Origin of the sequence: Halobacillus litoralis, from assembly GCF_020524025.1 — a bacterium.
In the GTDB taxonomy this organism is placed as follows: domain Bacteria; phylum Bacillota; class Bacilli; order Bacillales; family Halobacillaceae; genus Halobacillus; species Halobacillus litoralis_D.
This window is the reverse complement of sequence record NZ_JAIVKN010000002.1, coordinates 757,737-776,343: the sequence shown is the minus strand read 5'-3', so window position 1 is coordinate 776,343 and position 18,607 is coordinate 757,737. Positions and strand designations below refer to the sequence as shown.

The window sequence follows — 18,607 nt, the reverse complement described above, 5'->3', positions numbered from 1 at the left end:
TTCTTATGATGTGGTTATGATACCATAGAGGAAGAGCATCGATTTCTGAAATCGTGTATTTTTCAGAAAAGGAGTAGTGGAGGATGGAACAACAAGAGAAAATTCATGATTTGATCGGGGTTGGAGTGGGTCCTTTCAACCTTAGTTTAGCAGCATTATTGGACCAGATAGATGAAGTGGAAGCCTTATTTTTTGAACAGCAACAAACGTTTGACTGGCACCCGGGAATGCTGATTGAAGGAACCAAAATGCAGGTTCCTTTTATTGCTGATTTAGTAACAATGGCAGATCCTACAAATCCATACAGCTTTCTCAACTATATTAGTAAAAACGAGCGGATGTACCAATTTTACTTTTTACAAAGACTTGATATTCCGCGTCGAGAGTACAATGATTACTGCCAATGGGTGGCACGTCAGCTGGAAAGCTGCAGGTTTGGAAAGAGAGTGACGAACCTCCATCATAAGAAAGACAGCCATGATTATTTTGAAGTAGAAGTAACAGATATAGATAGTGGACAAGTGCAGTGGCTTCGTACCAAAAACTTAATTATGGGTACAGGAAGTGTCCCTAATCTGCCTTCTTCTTTCCAAGATGTATCGGGTGAGGGCGTGTTTCATACAGCTGATTTCCTTCCCAATCAGGAGCGATGTCGAAATGCTGAGTCCATTACGGTTGTCGGATCTGGTCAAAGTGCCGCAGAGACGTTCCGTGAATTATTGAAAGAACAGCGCGAATGTGGCTATCGTTTAGATTGGATTACCCGATCTTCAGGCTTTGAGTCTATGGAAGAATCTAAATTGAGTCTTGAACATTTTTCACCGGATTACGTGAACTATTTCTATCAGCTTCCTCAAGAACAGAAGGATCAAATTTTTGCGACACAGGGACTTTATTACAAAGGGATCAGCAATCATACCATTAATGATATTTATAACCTGCTGTATGAGTATTCTGTCGGTCGCGAAGAGTTGAATGTGGGTTTACGGGTATTAAGCGAAGTAAAAGACATCCATCGAAAGACTGATGGTGGATATGCGCTTGAGTGTTTTCATAATGAGCAAAAGGAATCGTTCACACATGAAAGTGATCTTGTCATTGCTGCAACCGGTTATAAACCCAATGTGCCTGATTTTGTTCACCACTTAGCAGATTTTCTTCAGTGGGATGAGCAGGGCCGCTATAAAGTAACAGCCGATTATCGTTTAGTTAAAAATGAAGAAACGTCTAATGAGATATACGTTCACAGCGGAATCTCTCATACACACGGGGTTGGATCCACTAACCTTGGTCTTTCCATTCATCGAAATAAGGTGATTATCAATCATCTTGTCGGCCGTGAAGTCTTTCCAATGAACGAGAAAAATATTTTTCAAACGTTTTCTGTATAAATAAACTCCCCATGCGCAGAACCTGCTGCGCATGGGGAGTTTTTATGTGGATGATGTGTATAAAAGTGTGCATATGTGAATAAAAAAGACAAGTTATACCAGATTTATGGGTTATCCACATGTGTATAAGGGTATATATATACTCCCACTATACAAAACGCAGGGCTCTGGTAAACTTCGCACAAAACAGAACAATGATAAATAGCTGGTTTATGAAATAAAATCCTTTTCATATTATGGTTAGATTTTTTATACAATGCTGTTTTAAGCGATGTGACTAAGAAAGTAACAAGAATTTATTAGTCTGACATAGATCGTTCACTTTATAAACCTGAGCAGAGAAAAGGCGGAACCCCATATTTTATAACTATAACAGTCCCGTTCTATTAGAGTTTCTTTTACTATCATGAGAGTATTTTGATGGCTTTCTTATGACGAATATATACCAATGTTTAACAAATTTATATGAAAAAGATGATTTGTATCTATTTCATTATAATTCTCTGAAAAAAAAGAGTAAGTCAAGGGGGGAACCTATTGACAGATTCTGTTTAAGGGTTAATAATATTGTAAATATACAGACGTTATTATATTTATACATAGAGGTGATCACGTTTGAAGGCAGGAATTGTTGGAGCGACCGGATACGGTGGAATAGAATTATACCGTATTCTGACTGTACATCCACTTATCAATGAGTTAACACTCTATTCTTCTTCTCAAGCAGGAGAATACTTCGAAGATATTTATCCACAAATGGATCATCAAGAATCTCATAGATTAGCAGATTTAGACCCTGAGAAAATGGTACAGGAACAGGATGTCATTTTTTTAGCGACACCTGCAGGCGTATCTAGTAAACTTACTCCTCAATTGCGGGGAGGGAAAGCCAGGATTATTGACCTCTCCGGCGATTTAAGATTGAAGAATGCGAAAGATTATGAGCATTGGTACAAAAAGCCTTCTGCTTCAGAGGAAACGTTAAAAGAGGCCGTGTACGGACTGCCGGAATGGAATAAAGAAGAAATTCAATCGGCCCATGTTATTGCGAACCCCGGCTGTTATCCTACAGCCACTTTACTCGGACTTGGTCCGTTGGTAAAAGAAGGGCTGGCTGAACCATCGAGCATTGTTATTGATGCAAAGTCTGGAGTATCCGGTGCCGGTAAAAATCCGAATCCTGTCACGCATTTTGCTCATGTACAGGAGAATTTTCAAATTTATAAAGTGAATCAACACCAGCATATACCTGAGATTGAGCAGCAGTTGAATGAGTGGAATGAAAGCTCTCAACCCGTGACTTTTTCTACTCACTTAGTCCCAATGACAAAAGGGATTATGGCAACCATCTATCTTCAGCTTACAGAGGAAAAAACGCTTGAAGAGCTGCGTTCAATCTTCATGTCTTATTATGGGAACCAGCCTTTTGTCAGACTTCGTGATGACATGAGCTATCCATGCACAAAGGATGTATATGGTTCGAATTACTGCGATATTGGGTTGACGCTGGATCCCCGGACGAACCGGGTCACGATTGTCAGTGTTATTGATAACTTAATGAAAGGTGCAGCTAGCCAAGCTGTACAAAATATGAACCTATTATTTGATGTAGATGAACGAACAGGGCTCACACCTTTACCTGTTTATCCTTAAGGAAGAGAGGGAGAGATGACTTGATACAAGCTGATGAAATGAATCAAATTGAAAAAGTAGCAAATGGATCCATATTAACACCTAAAGGATACCGAGCCGGAGGAATTCACAGTGGATTAAGGTACCGTAAGAAAGATTTTGCCTTGGTGATGAGTGATACACCGGCCTCAGCTGCTGCCGTGTATACACAGAGCCACTTTCAAGCACCACCTCTCAAAGTAACGCAAGAAAGTATTGCAAAGCAGGGAAAAATTCAAGGAGTTGTGGTCAACAGCGCGGTAGCCAATGCCTGTACAGGAGAAGAGGGGCTGGCTAATGCTTATCGCATGAGAGAAATGATTGCCCAAAGGTTTGATATTCCCAATCATTTCGTAGCGGTAGCCTCTACAGGTGTAATTGGACAGCAGCTGCCTATGGATAAAATCGAATATGGGTGCGAAAAGATTGACTTGTCCGAAGATGGACAGGAAGGTTTTCAACAAGCCATTCTGACTACAGATACCAGACAAAAGTCAGCTTGCTATCAAGTGACCATTGATGGGAAAACGGTATCTATCGGGGGAGCTTCTAAAGGATCTGGTATGATCCATCCTAATATGGCAACCATGCTTGGGTTTATTACAACAGATGCCAGGATTGAACCTGACGTTCTCCAAAAAGCATTAAGCCGTTCGATTGATAAGTCTTTCAATCAAATTACAGTGGACGGGGAAACGTCGACCAATGATATGGTACTGGCTCTTGCTAATGGGGAAGCCGGGCATTCGGAATTACATGAAGAACACCCGGATTGGGGGGCTTTTCAATCGACCCTTCAGCTTGTATGTGAAGATTTGGCAAAGCAGATTGCCAAAGATGGGGAAGGGGCAACAAAGCTGATTGAAGTGAATGTCACAGGAGCTAAAACGAATGAACAAGCGCGTATTGTAGCAAAGAAAGTGGTCGGATCCAGCTTAGTGAAAACGGCCGTTTATGGTTTAGATGCTAACTGGGGCCGGATCGTTGGAGCCATTGGTCACAGTGAAGCAGAGGTGAATGCTGAAGCCTGTGATATATATATTGAAGATCAACTGGTCTTTAGTAACGGAACCCCTTGTTCTTTTTCAGAGGAGCAGGCAACAGAAGACCTGGACAAAGAAGAAGTGACCATTGCCATTCATCTTGGTGAAGGTGATGGGTCAGGGACAGCATGGGGGTGTGATTTAACCTATGACTATATCAAAATCAATGCCAGTTACAGAACATAAACCAGTCATTGTAATTAAACTTGGAGGCAGCATGTTAGACCAGCTGACAACCTCTTTCTATGCGAGCTTTCAAGATATACTGAAACACTATCGCTGCATCGTCGTCCATGGAGGCGGACCTTCAATCACTGATCTGTTGGGACGGTTAAATATTGAGGGAGAGTTTCATGAGGGACTTCGTAAAACAACAAGGGAAACATTAGAAGTTGTAGAGATGGTTCTCGGAGGCAAGGTCAGCGGCCAGATCACAGGTGAATTAGCGAAACATGGTGTAAAGGCTGTAGGAGTCAAAGGATCCGAAACGACCCTTCTAAGGGCCACCTATATGAATCGTGAGAAACTCGATTATGTGGGTAAAGTGGATTACGTGAATGCTGATCTACTTGAGCACCTCCTTGAAGGAGACTACGTCCCGGTTGTCTCTCCCTTTGGCAAAACAGATGATCATCAAACGGTTAATATAAATGCTGACGTTGCAGCTGCGGCTATAGCGAAGGCGGTTCAAGCAGAGAAGCTGTTGTTTGTCACTGATGTACCTGGAATTTTAGTAGACGATCAAGTCATTCAAGATACGACTCCAGAAGAAATTTCGAGTCTTATTGATGGAGGGATCATCTACGGGGGGATGATTCCTAAAGTGCAGTCTGCTGTTGATGCCTTATCTGATCATATGCAGGAGGTCTTGATTGTCAGTGGGGAAGACGCTTTAGTTGAAGAAGATAAGATTAAAGGGACTTCCATAAGAGCGAAACGAAAGGAGAAAATCAAATGAGTTTATTCCCTACTTATAACCGCTTCCCCTTAACCATTGTTTCCGGTGAAGGTACAAAAGTGTTCGATGATCAGGGGAAAGAATATCTGGATTTTGTATCGGGTATTGCTGTATGTAATTTAGGGCACCGCCCTCCAAGAGTGCAGGAAGCAATCCAGAATCAATTAGACCAGGTGTGGCATGTATCTAATTTGTATCAAATTCCTGTTCAGGAACAAGCGGCAGAAAAATTAAGTAATGCTGCTGAATTAGATTATGTGTTTTTCTGTAACAGCGGAGCAGAAGCAAATGAGGCTGCGATCAAATTAGCACGAAAGCATACTGGAAGAGACAAAATCATCTCTTTCAAACAGTCTTTCCATGGCCGGACATTTGCGACAATGAGTGCGACGGGACAGGATAAAATTCATCAAGGCTTTGGCCAGCTGCTGCCAACCTTTGAATACTTTCCCTATAATGATGTTCAGGCGATTGAGGAGGTACACGATGGTCATGTAGCAGCGATCATGGTAGAGGTGATCCAGGGGGAAGGTGGTGTTGTTCCCGGTACGACCGAATTCCTGCAGGCAGTAGAAGAAAAGTGCAGAGAATTAGGAGCCTTACTAATTATTGATGAGGTCCAAACGGGTATTGGAAGAACTGGAAAGGCATTTGCTTTCCAGCATCACGGACTTAGTCCAGATATTGTAACTTCTGCCAAAGGATTAGGAAGTGGATTTCCAGTCGGTGCCATGATTGGTAAAGCAGAGCTTGCAGAAACGTTTACGGCAGGTTCTCATGGATCCACATTTGGTGGAAATCCTCTGGCCTCAGCGGCTGTGAAGGCAACTCTTGAACAGATTTTCACTTCTGATTTTCTAAGCCGGGTTGATGAAAAAGGTACTCAGTTCAAAGAAAAGTTAGAAGAGGAACTCCTTGATTACTCAAGCGTCAATGAAGTTCGTGGGAAGGGACTGATGATTGGCATCTCCTTAAATACAGAAGCCATTCAGCTGGTTCATTCTTTAAGGGAACAAGGACTGCTGGCAGTCGTTGCGGGTCCACATGTATTGCGCCTTCTCCCTCCACTAACTGTAGAGGAAGAAGAAATGAGTCAAGCTGTCCGTTTAATAAAACAGGCAATTCAACAACATGAAGAAAGTTTACAGAAAGCTTAAGATAAAGAGGCGGTGACATTGGTTTTAATGATGCACCGCCATTCGTAGATATTGAATGTATAAAAATACGCATTAGTTAATAAATATTCATTCTGTGGGGTGATCAAATGATCGGAAATTTAATATTGCAGGACGGACAAACGTTTAGAGGAGAGGCTTCTCCGCATTTCAATGATATCCAAGGAGAAATCGTATTTTTTACAGGAATGACAGGTTATCAGGAGGTGCTTACAGACCCGTCCTACAAAGGACAGATTGTAGTTTTCACCTATCCTCTTATAGGTAATTATGGGGTGAATGATCACGATGGTGAAAGTGAAGAGATACAAGTTAGCGGAGTGGTTATGTATCAATGTGCAGATTTCCCTTCGCATTATCAAAAGACCCATTCATTAGGAAGCTACCTGGATCAGAACCAAGTCCCATATATAACGGGAGTGGATACAAGGGAAGTAACAAAAGCCATTCGTTCGAAGGGCACACAACAGGCAGCACTTAGTCAGCATTCAAACTATACCTTTGAGCATCCAGAGGATAAGCAGATCTTTGGTGTGAAGGAAGACCATATCACTACTTATGGTGAGGGTGATCTTCATATCAGTTTAATTGATTTCGGCTGGAAGAAATCAATTGTTCATGCCTTATTAAATCGTAATATCCGCGTATCTGTCATCCCTTTTACTGAAGCTCGTGTTATACATGATCTGAATCCAGATGCGGTGATTCTATCTAACGGCCCTGGTGATCCGAAAGATACAAAAGATCTGCTGCCTGAGTATAAAGCCATTCTTGAACAGTATCCTTCTTTAGGGATATGTATGGGCCATCAGGTCATAGCGCTGGCTTATGGAGCAGATACAACTAAGCTCGATTTTGGTCACAGGGGAGCGAATCATCCGGTAAAGGACGTCTTGACTGGAAACGTTTTTCTCACTTCCCAGAATCACAATTACGTTGTTATGGAAGATAGTTTAGAAGGAACACCTTTAGTTAAGAGATTCTGCAACGTCAATGATGGCTCCGTTGAAGGGCTTATACACGAATCAAAATTAGTCATGTCTGCTCAATTTCATCCGGAAGCACACCCAGGACCTAAGGATGCAGAATGGTTGTTCGATGATTTTATAAAATTGGTAAAAAGCAAAGGGGTGAAGACACATGTCTCTTAAAGTTTTAGTAATTGGATCAGGACCGATTATGATCGGTCAGGCGGCTGAGTTTGACTATTCCGGTACTCAAGGCTGTTTAGCTTTGAAAGAAGAAGGGTGTGAAGTTGTCCTCGTTAATAACAATCCAGCGACAATTATGACTGATTACGATATTGCAGATATTGTCTACAGTGAACCTCTGACAGTGGAAAGTATAGCTGGAGTGATTGAACGTGAACGTCCAGATGCTCTACTTGCCGGACTGGGTGGTCAGACGGCTCTGAATTTAGCTGTCGAGTTAGAAAAAGAAGGGGTTTTAGCAAAATATAATGTTGAACTCCTGGGGACAAGTGTCCACTCTATACAGCAGGGTGAGGATAGAGAACTGTTTCGCTCGTTAATGAATGAATTAGACCAGCCGGTTCCAGAAAGTGAAGTCATAACAACATTGGAGCAGGCCAAGGCTTTTGCGTCCCTTGTTGGGTATCCGATTATCAGCCGGCCGGCTTATACGCTCGGAGGACGCGGGGGTGGAATCGTTCACAGTGAAGAAGAATTGATTGAACTGATTCCGACAGGTTTAAAGGCAAGCCCGATCCATCAAGTGATTGTAGAGAAAAGTATCGCAGGTTTTAAAGAAATTGAATATGAAATTATGCGTGACAAAAATGGTACGTGCATATCTGTTTGTAACATGGAAAATTTCGATCCTGTTGGTGTACATACCGGGGATTCTATTGTAGTTGCTCCATCTCAAACGTTAACCGATGTCGAGTATCAAATGTTACGGACAGCAGCTTTTACCATCGTATCTGCGCTGGAGGTGATAGGGGGCTGTAACGTTCAGCTTGCTCTCGACCCATCCAGTCAGCAGTATTATGTCATTGAAGTTAATCCACGGGTGAGCCGGTCTTCGGCACTTGCTTCGAAAGCGACCGGCTATCCTATTGCGAAAATAGCCACCAAGATAGCGCTTGGCTACAATCTCGATGAATTAAAAAATCCCCTGACACAAAACACTTATGCAAGCTTTGAGCCGGCACTTGATTATGTAGTCGTTAAATTTCCGCGATGGCCTTTCGATAAATTCTCTGAAACTGATCGAGCCCTTGGAACGAAAATGAGAGCGACCGGGGAAGTCATGGCTATTGACCGGACTTTAGAAGGAGCCTTCCAAAAAGCCATTCAATCACTGGATACGAAGATCCCTGTCATTCAAGAAGAGTGGCACCATTTGAAAAAGCCTACCGATCTCCGGTACTTCGCTATTCTGCAGCTTTTACATCAAGGGGAGACCCTGGATTCAATTCATCGTGTGACCAAAATTGATCTCTTTTTCTTACAAGTGTTAAAGAATCTTGTGGATATTGAAAAGCAGCTGGCGGCTCAAACCTTATCAGAACCATTGTTGAAAAGAGCAAAAACTGCAGGATTTCCAGATCAGAAAATAGCTGAGATTCATAATGTTTCTGAAGAAGAGATAAGTGAAAAACGAGAGGCTTACGGAATTCAACGCGCGTTTAAGATAGTCGACACGTGCGCAGCTGAATTCGAAGCGGCCACCAATTATGTGTACAGCACGTTTGCTGGAAACAATGAAATCGAGCCTTTGAAAGCGGCCAGGAAAGCGTTAATTATTGGTTCAGGTCCTATAAGAATCGGCCAGGGAGTAGAGTTTGACTACAGCGCAGTAAAAGCTATCCAGAGCTTACAACAGCAAGGATGGACAACGATCATGGTTAATAACAACCCGGAAACTGTAAGCACTGATTATGAAACGGCTGATCGTCTTTACTTTGAACCGATCCAAAAAGAAGTCATTTCCTCTATTGTTCATTACGAGAATGTTGACCTTGTCTTCACTCAATTTGGAGGTCAGACAGCTATTAATATGGCTGCAGATTTGGAAGATATGGGGATACCTTTAGCTGGTGTGTCGACCGAAGTTCTGGATGCACTCGAAGATCGTGATAAGTTTTATGAGGCTTTAAAAGGTTTAGACATCCCTCATGTAACCGGAACGACCTGCCACACGAAAATCGAAGCGTTAGAAGCTGCCGAAAGCTATACATTCCCTCTTCTCTGCCGCCCGTCCTATGTAATTGGGGGGCAGGGAATGATGATTATTGAGAACAAGCAGGAACTAGAGCACGCCCTGAACGAAACAGATGAACGTCATTATCCTATTGTTTTAGATTCATTTATGGAAGGAATGGAAGCGGAAGTCGATCTTGTAGCGGACGGCCACGATATTTTCCTGCCGGAAGTCATGGAGCACATTGAACCCGGGGGTGTCCATTCAGGGGACAGTCTGGCTGTTTTTCCGTCCCGGATTTCACCAGCCATTAAAGATAAAATTACCGATTACAGCCGCCGAATTTCTTCCCACTTTCATTATAAGGGAATCATGAATATCCAATTTTTAATTGATAAGGGAACGGTGTATGTGTTGGAAGTCAATCCCCGGGCGAGTCGTACCGTCCCTATTGTCAGTAAGGTAGCGGATGTACCGATGATTGACCTGGCTGTAAAAGCCTTGATTCAAGACAATCCGTTTCCTTTAGGCCATTTAGAAATGCCTTCCTTCGAACATGTCGCTGTGAAATATCCTGTTTTTTCATCCTATGCGATGACGGAAATTGATCATAAACTCGGCCCGAACATGAAGTCGACAGGAGAGGGCATGTGTCTGGGGCGGACGGTAGAAGAAGCGTTGCGTAAAGTATTTTCTCACCTCCCTCATTTCTATCAGGATCGTAACTCCTGTTTTATTGAAATGGATGATCCCGATGTTGATCATTCTTCTGACATTTCCTTTGAAGATTGGCTGACTTTGGATGAATCCGGCCTCTACGTGAATGATCAGAAAACAGAAGAGGCACGCCGGCGGAGAATTCAGGCTGTGAAGAATGGGGTTTTTGTGATTAGTGAATGGAAGACGTACAAAGCATATCTGCAATCACTGGAATGTGAGCAGGTAATTCCTCTTCCGTTACCCAAAAAAATTGATGAAGGAGTGCGTTCGTTATGAACTTAATAGATCAGATGCATTCAACCGATACCTCCTTACAGGGGAAACATGTCCTGACTTGGCTTGAGTATGACCAGTCTCAAATCTCTTACTTGCTGGCCCGGGCTCAGCATATAAAAGAGAATCCGTATTCGCAGGCTCTGCAAGGGAAAAATTTAGCGATGGTTTTTGAAAAATCTTCGACCAGGACCCGTGTCTCTTTTGAAGTGGGTATGGTGCAGATGGGGGGGCATGCGCTTTATTTGAATACGAAAGACATTCAAGTAGGACGTGGAGAGACGATTGCTGATACAGCACGGGTTCTATCAGGGTACGTGGATGCTATCATGTATCGTACGACTTCCCATGATAAATTAAAAGAATTAGCCGCTCATGCTTCAGTGCCTGTCATAAATGGACTGTGCGATCTTTATCATCCATGCCAGGCGCTTGCTGACCTTTTTACCATTTTAGAATTAAAGGGCCGCTTGGCTGGAGTAAAGGTGGTCTATGTTGGCGATGGAAACAATGTTGCCCATTCGCTAATGATTCTTGCGGCGATGATGGGAATGGAAGTTGTGATCTCTACTCCTTCTGGTTATGAACCGAAAGCTTCCATTGTTAAAGAAGCCAAAAAGCTGGCAGAGAAATACAACGGTTCCGTCGTTATTGAACAAGATCCGAAAAAAGCAGTGCATGATGCGGACGTCATTTACACCGATGTTTGGACGAGTATGGGTCAGGAGGAAGAAGCACAGGAGCGTATGCGCAGCTTTGACGGGTACCAGGTAAACACACAGTTGTTTATGACAGCTAAAAACGATGTTTCCTTCCTGCACTGTCTGCCGGCTCATAGAGGGGAGGAAGTGACCGGTGATATTATTGACGGTCCTCACTCCGCTGTTTTCCAGCAAGCTGAAAATCGAATGCATGTCCAAAAGGCTATTCTGCAGGCTGCAATGGGGAGGGGTTAAAAATTAAGCATATTTCCTGGGCCATCCACAATATGATAAAGGAACAGGGTCATTTCCTTGAAAAGATAGTCGAAAAGCTACGAATACCATCGAACGTCAATTTTTTACAAGGGAAAAGAGGATTCATGTTGAATTAGAAAGAGAGAGTGATCAAAAACTAAAGGAGTGGCCATGCAATGAGTGAGCAATTAACAACGGCTGTGGAACCTAAGGTCGTTCGTAAATCGAATTTCAAGGTGGTCGGTGTTTACTGTCAAACGATGATGGATGAAAGGGAAATTAAAATCCCGCAGTTAATGGAAGAATTCCATAAGACAAAGTTATCGAAAGTTAAGAACCGAGTAAACGCTCCTCGTTCAATTGGAATGTTTGTGGACCCGCCGAATTGGGATGAGATGAACGATGCTTTCTATTGGATTGCTGCTGTAGAGGTGGATAGCTTCGAGAAGATTCCTCAGGATATGATTACAAAAACAATACCAGCTCAAAAGTATGCAATGGTTGAATATGATCCTTCTGTTCATGATTTTAACCCATATCCTTATCTGCATCAGTGGATTAAAGATCAGGGATATGACAATGTGGATGGTTTTGGTTTTGAAGAATATCACTCTTATACAGGTTCTTCGACGAGTTACAGACTTTACTTACCAATTAAATAAAAGGGAAGCAAACGAGTGCTTTCCTGCCGCTTGTAGAGAAACTCTACCGTTTCTCTGCAAGCTTTTTTATTTTCTATGTTGTAATGTGTGTCATAGATCATTTTCAGCTAAAAAAACTCTGTTTGATGAAGAAGATCTGATATCACCACAGCGTCTTTCCAAAGTAACAACAGCGTTTAATTTAGAACAAACCTTTTATAAAAGGAAGGACAACCCAAAGTACAGGGCGGCTGCCACGCCTGCGGCAATTAGAGCAGGCTTAAGCTTAAAACGTGCATATTTGATAGGATTCAAGTTCAAAATCCCCGCTGTTGTATTGGTATCATCACTTAAAGGGGAGGCAAAAGCTCCAAAGGTTCCACTTGCAAAAACAGCTCCAATCACCATAGGGAGTGAACTTCCGGCTGCGACTGCGACGGAAACACCAACAGGCATAAGAATCCCCCATGTCCCCCAGGAAGAGCCGATGAAGTAAGACAAACCACATCCAATTACAAATGTGATGACAGCTACATACCCGGCAGGGATCCAGTCAAAAGAAGAAGATATGGTATCTGCAAATTTCAATGCTTTTGAGCCGCTGCTTAATCCCCATACCATAGCTAAAAGGAGGATCACGCCCATTATCTCATTTCCTCCTTCAATTAAGTGGTCCATCATTTTTTTCAAGGACTGTGAACGCAGCTTTAGATAGAGGACGAATCCAATTAACGTGATCAGCACGGCTAATACCATAGCATCGAGAACATTCGCGTTAATCAGGGCATCCCAGCCGGTTTCTCCATTTTTCACACCAAGTCTATACATAAGGAAGAATGTAAGAAGGATGACACTGAATAAAGGAATAATTAAGTGCCATGGCTTAGCTGGGAGTTCCTTTGTCACCGCTGGGTGGCAGTCTTCCCACTGGTCGTCATCCGATCTTTTCTCCTGATCCATATTCTCTGCATCTGTGGCAGGCTTTTTATTCTTATGAAAAAAACTTAGATAAAACCCTACAGCCAGCATCGAAAACGCAAAGAAATTAAAAGGGATGCTTTTAATATATAGAGAATAAGCGTCTCCATCCGTATTCGCCTGTTGAAGGGAAAGCTCAATGACTGATGTCATATAGCCTACAAAAGCAGTAGCGATCGGAATTAAGACAACCAGAGGCGAGGCTGTCGTTTCAATGACAAACCCGAGTTCTTGTTTTGTCATCGGAATATTTTTTCGTAAAGCTTTCATCACAGGTCCGATGGTAACAATGCGGAAGCTTGGCGCACTGAAAGTACCGAGAGAGGAGAGCCATGTTAAAATAAAAGCCCCTCGCTTATGGTCAATCCGTTCGGTAGCTTCTTTTACAAACCCCTTTATACCTCCGGACATTTTAATAATTCCGATCAAAGCGGAAAAAGCGTAAAGGAAGAGGATGATCTTCAGATTGTTTTTATCCGTGAGACCTTCAATGATGAAACCTAAAGAGGTAATCATCCCGCCGAGCCAATGAGGATCCAGGATGTATCCAGCTACGACAACAGCAAAAAGCAGGCTTGGAATCACCTGTTTTGTCCAAATAGCAGCAACAATTACAACAACAAAGGGAACAACAGAAATCCAACCCATAAAAGTGTACCTCGCTTTGTGGAATGCTCTTAGTAGCATGTGTGCGTTTTTAGAAATATATTCTAAAGGGGATAAAAAGGATTCCAATCTTAAATGAAGAAATAAAGGGTAAAAGAAGTAGGCGAGGAGGAGTAGTATGGCTTTTATGGATCAATCCATCATCATTAAGAAACCAGTGGAAGAAGTGTTTGCTATGGCGACTGATTTCAGGAACAGCCCCCACATTATGGACGCGGTGGTTAAGGTTGAATTATTAAGCGAAGGACCGGTTAGAGAGGGGTATTCATTTAAAGAGACCAGGGAGATTAGAGGAAGAAAGGTATCCTCTACGATTAATGTGACCTCATATGAAAAGGATAAACAATATTCAGTAAGAAGTGTTCAGTACGATTTAGATTTACGTTATCATTATACATTTACACAAACGAAAGACGGAACCCGTGTAGATTTTAAGGGAGAGCTTTACACTCAAGGACTTCGGAACTCTCTTATGAAACCATTAATTAAAAGAATCATAAAAAAGGAAGACCAGGATCATTTAAGCCGCTTAAAGAAGTTTATCGAAACTTGAAGCTGATGGTGATATAATAAAAATAAGTTGTGGATTATGTATGAAAGGCCTCTCCGTTATCCAATATGGGAAGAGGCCTATTTTTTATATTGTAAAGAAGAAAGGGACGGATTGAGATGACTGAAAAGGATCATTCATGGTTTGCGGAGTTGAGGACTTCTTCAAAAGAAGCTTGGCAGACCTCTGGATATGAATCACTTACAAAAGTACAGGAAGAAACGATTCCATTTATTTTACAAGGAGAAGACGTACTCGCAGAAGCGCCGACAGGGAGCGGGAAGACGCTTGCCTATGTCCTTCCCCTTATTCAAAAGGTAGATCCAGAGAAGAAGCATACGCAGGTATTAATTATGGCTTCGTCTCATGAGTTAGTCATGCAGATACACCAGGAGGTCCAAACATGGACGAAAGGAAGCGGTATTACAAGCATGACGCTTATCGGCGGCGCTAACGTCAAACGCCAGGTTGATAAGTTGAAGAAAAAACCGCATGTGGTGATAGGGACTCCAGGCCGTATATACGAATTAATGCAGAAGAAGAAGAAACTGAAGGCACATGAAATTAAAAGTGTTGTTATGGATGAGGCTGATCAGCTTCTCGTACCTGAACATATCAATACGGTAGAGAATATATTGAAAAGTACCTTAAGAGATACGCAGACTTTACTTTTCTCTGCAACGCTTCCAGAAGAAGTCATTGATGTAGCCCAGACCTTTATGGACGAAGAAGCAGAGGTCGTACGCGTAACTGAAGAGCTGAAGAAACCAGAAGTCACGCATACCTATATTGTTTGTGAGGATCGCGACAAAATAGAGAACCTTCGGAAGTTAGCCAGGATGGCTGGCTTTAAAGGTCTTGCTTTTATGCAGGACATTGCAAAGTTAAACGTAATGGCTGAAAAATTATCCTATCAGAACCTTGATATCGGACTCCTGCATAGTGATGCAAAGAAAGAACAGCGAGCAAAAGCGATTAAAGAATTTCGTAAAGGGGAATACCCATTACTGTTAGCCACAGATGTAGCAGCTAGAGGATTAGATATTCAGGAAATTAATCATATCGTCAATCTCGATGTACCAAAAGATGTTACTTCATATATTCACAGAGCCGGGCGGACAGGCCGTATTGGATCTACAGAAGGAACGGTTGTTTCGTTAGTTAACCCTGTAGAAGAAAAAAGGTTGAAAAAATTTGCCCGTGAATTAAACATTTCCCTTCACAAAAAGATGATCTACAAAGGTGAATTAGAAAACGCCGGGAAGTAAGTGATCATCATAGTAAATAGTTGGAAGTTGCCTTCTGAACGGGAGAGTGGAATACTAAAGAGTAGAAACAACAACTGGTCTTAATGAGGAGAGAGCCATCATGATAAAAAAGTTTTTTCTCTTTCTAATTTTCTTATTTGTCATTATTGTTATTGCGACACCAGTCTCTGCCCAGGATTTCTGGAAAGAAGGACCGAGAGCTTCCTACGAAAAAGTTTCCCAGCATATCCAAGGGTGGGTGTCCGACACAGATATACAAAAAGAAGTGAAAGGATTTTCATCTGACCTTCAGTCTATTTTTGAGTTTATGGAAGATATCGAATGGAAATACCCTGAGACTTCACCTGACGAAACTCCATTGAATGAATCCACAGCTGATGAACCCTCTGAGGATCCTTCTGCTTCTCAGCAGAGCCTGGCTGAATACGAACCGGGCGAATATGAAAAAGAGGTTGTGGATCTTGTCAATGAGGAAAGGGCGAAGCGGGGTTTGGAACCTCTAATTCTTCATAATTCTTTAAGTGGTCTTGCTGATATAAAATCACAGGATATGTCCAATAAAAGTTATTTCAGTCACACTTCTCCGACGTATGGAACTCCATTTGAAATGATGGACCAGTTTGACTTCACATATCGCGCGGCGGGAGAAAATATCGCTGCAGGACAGCGTACGCCTGAGGAAGTGGTTGAAGGCTGGATGAACAGTGAAGGCCACCGGGAAAACATCCTTCACGAAGACTTCACCCACATTGGTGTCGGTTACATTGAGGGAGAAGGACCTTACCACACGTACTGGACCCAGCTGTTTATGACGCCAAGATAAGATAAATGAAAAAGCAGAGATCTCAATGATCTCTGTTTTTTTGTGTGCTATTTTTCTGTGAGTTTCTCGAAGTACCCTTTCACATGGAAGCGGTCCGGTTTCTTTTCTGCATTTGTCCACTCCGAAATAAATAGATACAGATATAAAATCATAACCAAAGTACCTGTGGTCATGAAAGTAAGACTTGATGAAAGGTTATGGAAAGAGTAAGCAGCCTCGTGATAGATGAAAAAGAACATAGTCGTAAGAATGAGGTAGACGAAACGTTGGATAAAAGGCAGGGGTCGTTGGAAAGATGATCGGAGCAGCAAAGGGGACCAGTAAATAACCGTACAGCAGATCAGTGTGAATAAGTGTAAGGGTAACCCAATTTGGTAGGGGAAAAGGAGTGCCAAATCATAGCTTATAAGTGTACCTGCTGCAAAAATAACGGCACATATCCATAAGTGATGACTCAAGTTGACCATCCAGCGGAAGGAACGACGGAACCACAGGGAATGTCTGTTTCCGTAAAATAAAACAGCAGGAGCTAGTCCAAATCCTGTGACACTGCGGATCACTTGAAAGAAATCCTCCTTATGGTAGAAGGAAAGGTACAGTTAAAACAATCAGCGCAGTCAGGTAACTTAGGGTGAGCACCGTTAAATTCTTAGCCAAAAAGTCCGCCTCCTGTAATCTTTGTCTTAATTTACCCTTTCGTTGATCAAATAAACAGGGGTCTAAGACGTGTACGAGGTCTTATAATTAGAGGGGGCCTGAGACAATCTTCCTTGATGCTGGAAGCAGGTCTATTGTCTCCCTTATGAAGTTTGATTAAGTACAGCACGTTTGGCATCGAACTGCCCCTGTTTTTTGTTGAGCGGAAAAAGCAGCTCATACCACGAAGTACCTTCCTCGCAGCCAATCTTTTTAAAAACTCCCCTCATAGAGCCCCTGCACACTTGTATGATTTTCTTAAGAAACCCCAGACAACCGCTTACATGAAAAAGTTTTATTAAAAAAACGTTTACATAAAAAAAGGCAGTTTTAAATAAAAAAAGCCGGGGAATTTCCTGAAAATGTTCCCGAACAATAAAATTTTCAGGAGGTACCATCATGTCTAAGGGGAAAAGTATACATGCATTAATTATTCTTATGTTCACCCAGTTTATATCCGGGGGTGTAACAAATACAAAAGGAATTGTACTCGATCAGGTCGAGCAGGACCTGGGTCTGGATATGAGTCAATTCGGCTTAGTTGTATTAATTTTTCAACTCGGTTTTACATTGGCTAGTGTTCTGATTGGATATTATACAGATAAAAAAGGGCTCCGAACGATGACAATTATTGGAGCTGTCATTATGGGGCTGGGATTCCTTGGTACGGGACTTGCTCCAAACATCATGTTCTTTCTTGGATTTTATATGATTGTCGGTTTTGGACTTGGAGCATTGGGGGTCGCTTCGAATGCGATTGTACCTGCTGCTTATCCAAATAAGCAGAATCAGATGTTCAACTTTGCGATGGGAGTATATGGGCTTGGAATGGTCCTGTTTCCACAATTCCTTAACTACATGTTCCAATTTGCTTCCTGGCGGTATTTTTACATTGGAATTGCTGCGACCTTAATCTTGGTTATTATTTATATTACAAGTGTAGCCTTTCCATCAGGCAAAGCAGAAAAGATTGACTTGAAAGCCTTTATTCCCATGCTGAAAGATGCACAGTTCGTTTTCTTAATGGTTTTTCTAGTCTTTCAGGTATCTGCTGAAGTCTCCTTTACGAACTTCTTTCCTACTTATTTAAAGTCGCTTGATTTAGGTGGGATGCCAGAGGCCGAGAAGGAAGACCTTGTGGCTACTATTCTTTCTGTTTTCTCTATCTTCTTTATGGCCGGACGTCTCGGCGTTGCCTATTTAACGAATTGGATCAATGAGCGCATTATCCTTATAACATTCTCTGCAGGCGCCCTTATTATGGTGGGAATCAGCTTTCTAGTAGCAGAAAATTTCCCATATCTTTTTGCGGGTGCAGGATTGTTCTTCTCCACCTTGTTCCCAACCGCAACAGCTTTTGGAACGCAGCTTTCTAAAACGAGCGGTTCTGCCTTAGGTTTGATTTACATCGCTGCCGGGCTCGGCGGGGGGATTGCTGGTTATATCGTCGGTCTGGCATCTGAGATTTTTGGTACAACCGGCGGATTTAGTATTGTCCTTATTTTCCTTGCGCTTATGTTTGTCACTACCTTGTTTATGAACAGTCAAAAATCCACACAGACACAAAGTTAAAAAACAGCCTCGTCAACACATTTGACGAGGCTGTTTTTTTAGAGAGCGTGTTATATATTCT

At 42.3% G+C, this 18,607-nt stretch carries 15 protein-coding genes; 13 read left to right on the top strand and 2 right to left on the bottom strand.

The annotated features are described in order from the left end of the window. Window positions 1-83: 83 nt before the first annotated feature. The 9 genes from LC036_RS10290 to LC036_RS10250 all read left to right on the top strand — a co-directional run bounded on the left by LC036_RS10290 (window position 84) and on the right by LC036_RS10250 (window position 12,014). Complete coding sequence (locus LC036_RS10290) at window positions 84-1,391, top strand: lysine N(6)-hydroxylase/L-ornithine N(5)-oxygenase family protein (protein ID WP_226581792.1); 1,308 nt, start codon at window positions 84-86, stop codon at window positions 1,389-1,391. A gap of 615 nt (window positions 1,392-2,006) precedes the next feature. Then, window positions 2,007-3,044 (top strand): N-acetyl-gamma-glutamyl-phosphate reductase, encoded by a 1,038-nt coding sequence (gene argC / locus LC036_RS10285; RefSeq protein WP_226581790.1) that lies wholly within the window; start codon window positions 2,007-2,009, stop codon window positions 3,042-3,044. Window positions 3,045-3,082: 38 nt separating this feature from the next. Continuing rightward, entirely contained in the window at window positions 3,083-4,291 is a 1,209-nt protein-coding gene (gene argJ / locus LC036_RS10280; protein WP_226581788.1) for a bifunctional ornithine acetyltransferase/N-acetylglutamate synthase, read from the top strand. Continuing rightward, window positions 4,272-5,063 (top strand): acetylglutamate kinase, encoded by a 792-nt coding sequence (gene argB, locus LC036_RS10275; RefSeq protein WP_226581786.1) that lies wholly within the window; start codon window positions 4,272-4,274, stop codon window positions 5,061-5,063. The genes argJ and argB overlap by 20 nt, the downstream gene beginning before the upstream one ends. Further along, entirely contained in the window at window positions 5,060-6,220 is a 1,161-nt protein-coding gene (locus LC036_RS10270) for an acetylornithine transaminase (RefSeq protein WP_226581783.1), read from the top strand. The genes argB and LC036_RS10270 overlap by 4 nt, the downstream gene beginning before the upstream one ends. 107 nt (window positions 6,221-6,327) lie before the next feature. Beyond that, entirely contained in the window at window positions 6,328-7,389 is a 1,062-nt protein-coding gene (locus LC036_RS10265) for a carbamoyl phosphate synthase small subunit (protein ID WP_226581781.1), read from the top strand. Continuing rightward, the gene (locus LC036_RS10260) at window positions 7,379-10,399 is read left to right on the top strand and encodes a carbamoyl phosphate synthase large subunit (protein WP_226581779.1); all 3,021 of its coding nucleotides are present in this window, start codon (window positions 7,379-7,381) and stop codon (window positions 10,397-10,399) included. The genes LC036_RS10265 and LC036_RS10260 overlap by 11 nt, the downstream gene beginning before the upstream one ends. Window positions 10,400-10,413: 14 nt before the next feature. Beyond that, a complete protein-coding gene (argF, locus tag LC036_RS10255; protein WP_226582513.1) occupies window positions 10,414-11,352 on the top strand; it encodes an ornithine carbamoyltransferase in 939 nt (312 codons plus the stop codon). Between the two features lie 176 nt (window positions 11,353-11,528). Then, window positions 11,529-12,014 carry a GyrI-like domain-containing protein gene (locus tag LC036_RS10250; RefSeq protein ID WP_226581777.1) on the top strand — a complete coding sequence of 162 codons (486 nt, stop codon included), beginning with the start codon at window positions 11,529-11,531 and terminating at the stop codon, window positions 12,012-12,014. A 195-nt stretch (window positions 12,015-12,209) separates the two neighbouring features. Here LC036_RS10250 and LC036_RS10245 read toward each other — a convergent pair whose 3' ends face one another. Beyond that, window positions 12,210-13,619, bottom strand: coding sequence for a Na+/H+ antiporter NhaC family protein (locus LC036_RS10245; protein ID WP_226581776.1), 1,410 nt, complete (start codon window positions 13,617-13,619; stop codon window positions 12,210-12,212). Between the two features lie 136 nt (window positions 13,620-13,755). Between LC036_RS10245 and LC036_RS10240 the strand changes: the two genes are divergently transcribed. From LC036_RS10240 to LC036_RS10230, 3 genes are all read left to right on the top strand, one after another. Next, window positions 13,756-14,190: an SRPBCC family protein gene (locus LC036_RS10240; protein ID WP_226581773.1), complete on the top strand. Its 435-nt coding sequence runs from the start codon at window positions 13,756-13,758 to the stop codon at window positions 14,188-14,190. A gap of 116 nt (window positions 14,191-14,306) precedes the next feature. Then, window positions 14,307-15,455, top strand: coding sequence for a DEAD/DEAH box helicase (locus LC036_RS10235; RefSeq protein WP_226581771.1), 1,149 nt, complete (start codon window positions 14,307-14,309; stop codon window positions 15,453-15,455). A 100-nt stretch (window positions 15,456-15,555) separates the two neighbouring features. After that, on the top strand, window positions 15,556-16,278 hold the full coding sequence (locus LC036_RS10230) for a CAP domain-containing protein (RefSeq protein ID WP_226581769.1): 723 nt from the start codon (window positions 15,556-15,558) through the stop codon (window positions 16,276-16,278). Window positions 16,279-16,325: 47 nt separating this feature from the next. Here the strand turns inward: LC036_RS10230 and LC036_RS10225 are convergent, their stop codons facing one another. Further along, on the bottom strand, window positions 16,326-16,838 hold the full coding sequence (locus LC036_RS10225) for a hypothetical protein (RefSeq protein WP_226581767.1): 513 nt from the start codon (window positions 16,836-16,838) through the stop codon (window positions 16,326-16,328). A 535-nt stretch (window positions 16,839-17,373) separates the two neighbouring features. Here LC036_RS10225 and LC036_RS10220 point away from each other — a divergent pair. Continuing rightward, complete coding sequence (locus LC036_RS10220) at window positions 17,374-18,546, top strand: MFS transporter (RefSeq protein ID WP_226581765.1); 1,173 nt, start codon at window positions 17,374-17,376, stop codon at window positions 18,544-18,546. The last annotated feature ends 61 nt before the right edge of the window (window positions 18,547-18,607 follow it).

Excerpts from the sequence above, each read along its gene's own strand:
- LC036_RS10260 (WP_226581779.1), top strand. The coding sequence starts at position 7,379 with ATGTCTCTTAAAGTTTTAGTAATTGGATCAGGACCGATTATGATCGGT.
- LC036_RS10240 (WP_226581773.1), top strand. The coding sequence starts at position 13,756 with ATGGCTTTTATGGATCAATCCATCATCATTAAGAAACCAGTGGAAGAA.
- LC036_RS10290 (WP_226581792.1), top strand. The coding sequence starts at position 84 with ATGGAACAACAAGAGAAAATTCATGATTTGATCGGGGTTGGAGTGGGT.
- LC036_RS10270 (WP_226581783.1), top strand. The coding sequence starts at position 5,060 with ATGAGTTTATTCCCTACTTATAACCGCTTCCCCTTAACCATTGTTTCC.
- argB (WP_226581786.1), top strand. The coding sequence starts at position 4,272 with ATGCCAGTTACAGAACATAAACCAGTCATTGTAATTAAACTTGGAGGC.
- LC036_RS10220 (WP_226581765.1), top strand. The coding sequence starts at position 17,374 with ATGTCTAAGGGGAAAAGTATACATGCATTAATTATTCTTATGTTCACC.
- LC036_RS10230 (WP_226581769.1), top strand. The coding sequence starts at position 15,556 with ATGATAAAAAAGTTTTTTCTCTTTCTAATTTTCTTATTTGTCATTATT.
- argJ (WP_226581788.1), top strand. The coding sequence starts at position 3,083 with ATGAATCAAATTGAAAAAGTAGCAAATGGATCCATATTAACACCTAAA.
- argF (WP_226582513.1), top strand. The coding sequence starts at position 10,414 with ATGCATTCAACCGATACCTCCTTACAGGGGAAACATGTCCTGACTTGG.
- LC036_RS10265 (WP_226581781.1), top strand. The coding sequence starts at position 6,328 with ATGATCGGAAATTTAATATTGCAGGACGGACAAACGTTTAGAGGAGAG.
- LC036_RS10250 (WP_226581777.1), top strand. The coding sequence starts at position 11,529 with ATGAGTGAGCAATTAACAACGGCTGTGGAACCTAAGGTCGTTCGTAAA.
- LC036_RS10235 (WP_226581771.1), top strand. The coding sequence starts at position 14,307 with ATGACTGAAAAGGATCATTCATGGTTTGCGGAGTTGAGGACTTCTTCA.
- LC036_RS10245 (WP_226581776.1), bottom strand. The coding sequence starts at position 13,619 with ATGGGTTGGATTTCTGTTGTTCCCTTTGTTGTTGTAATTGTTGCTGCT.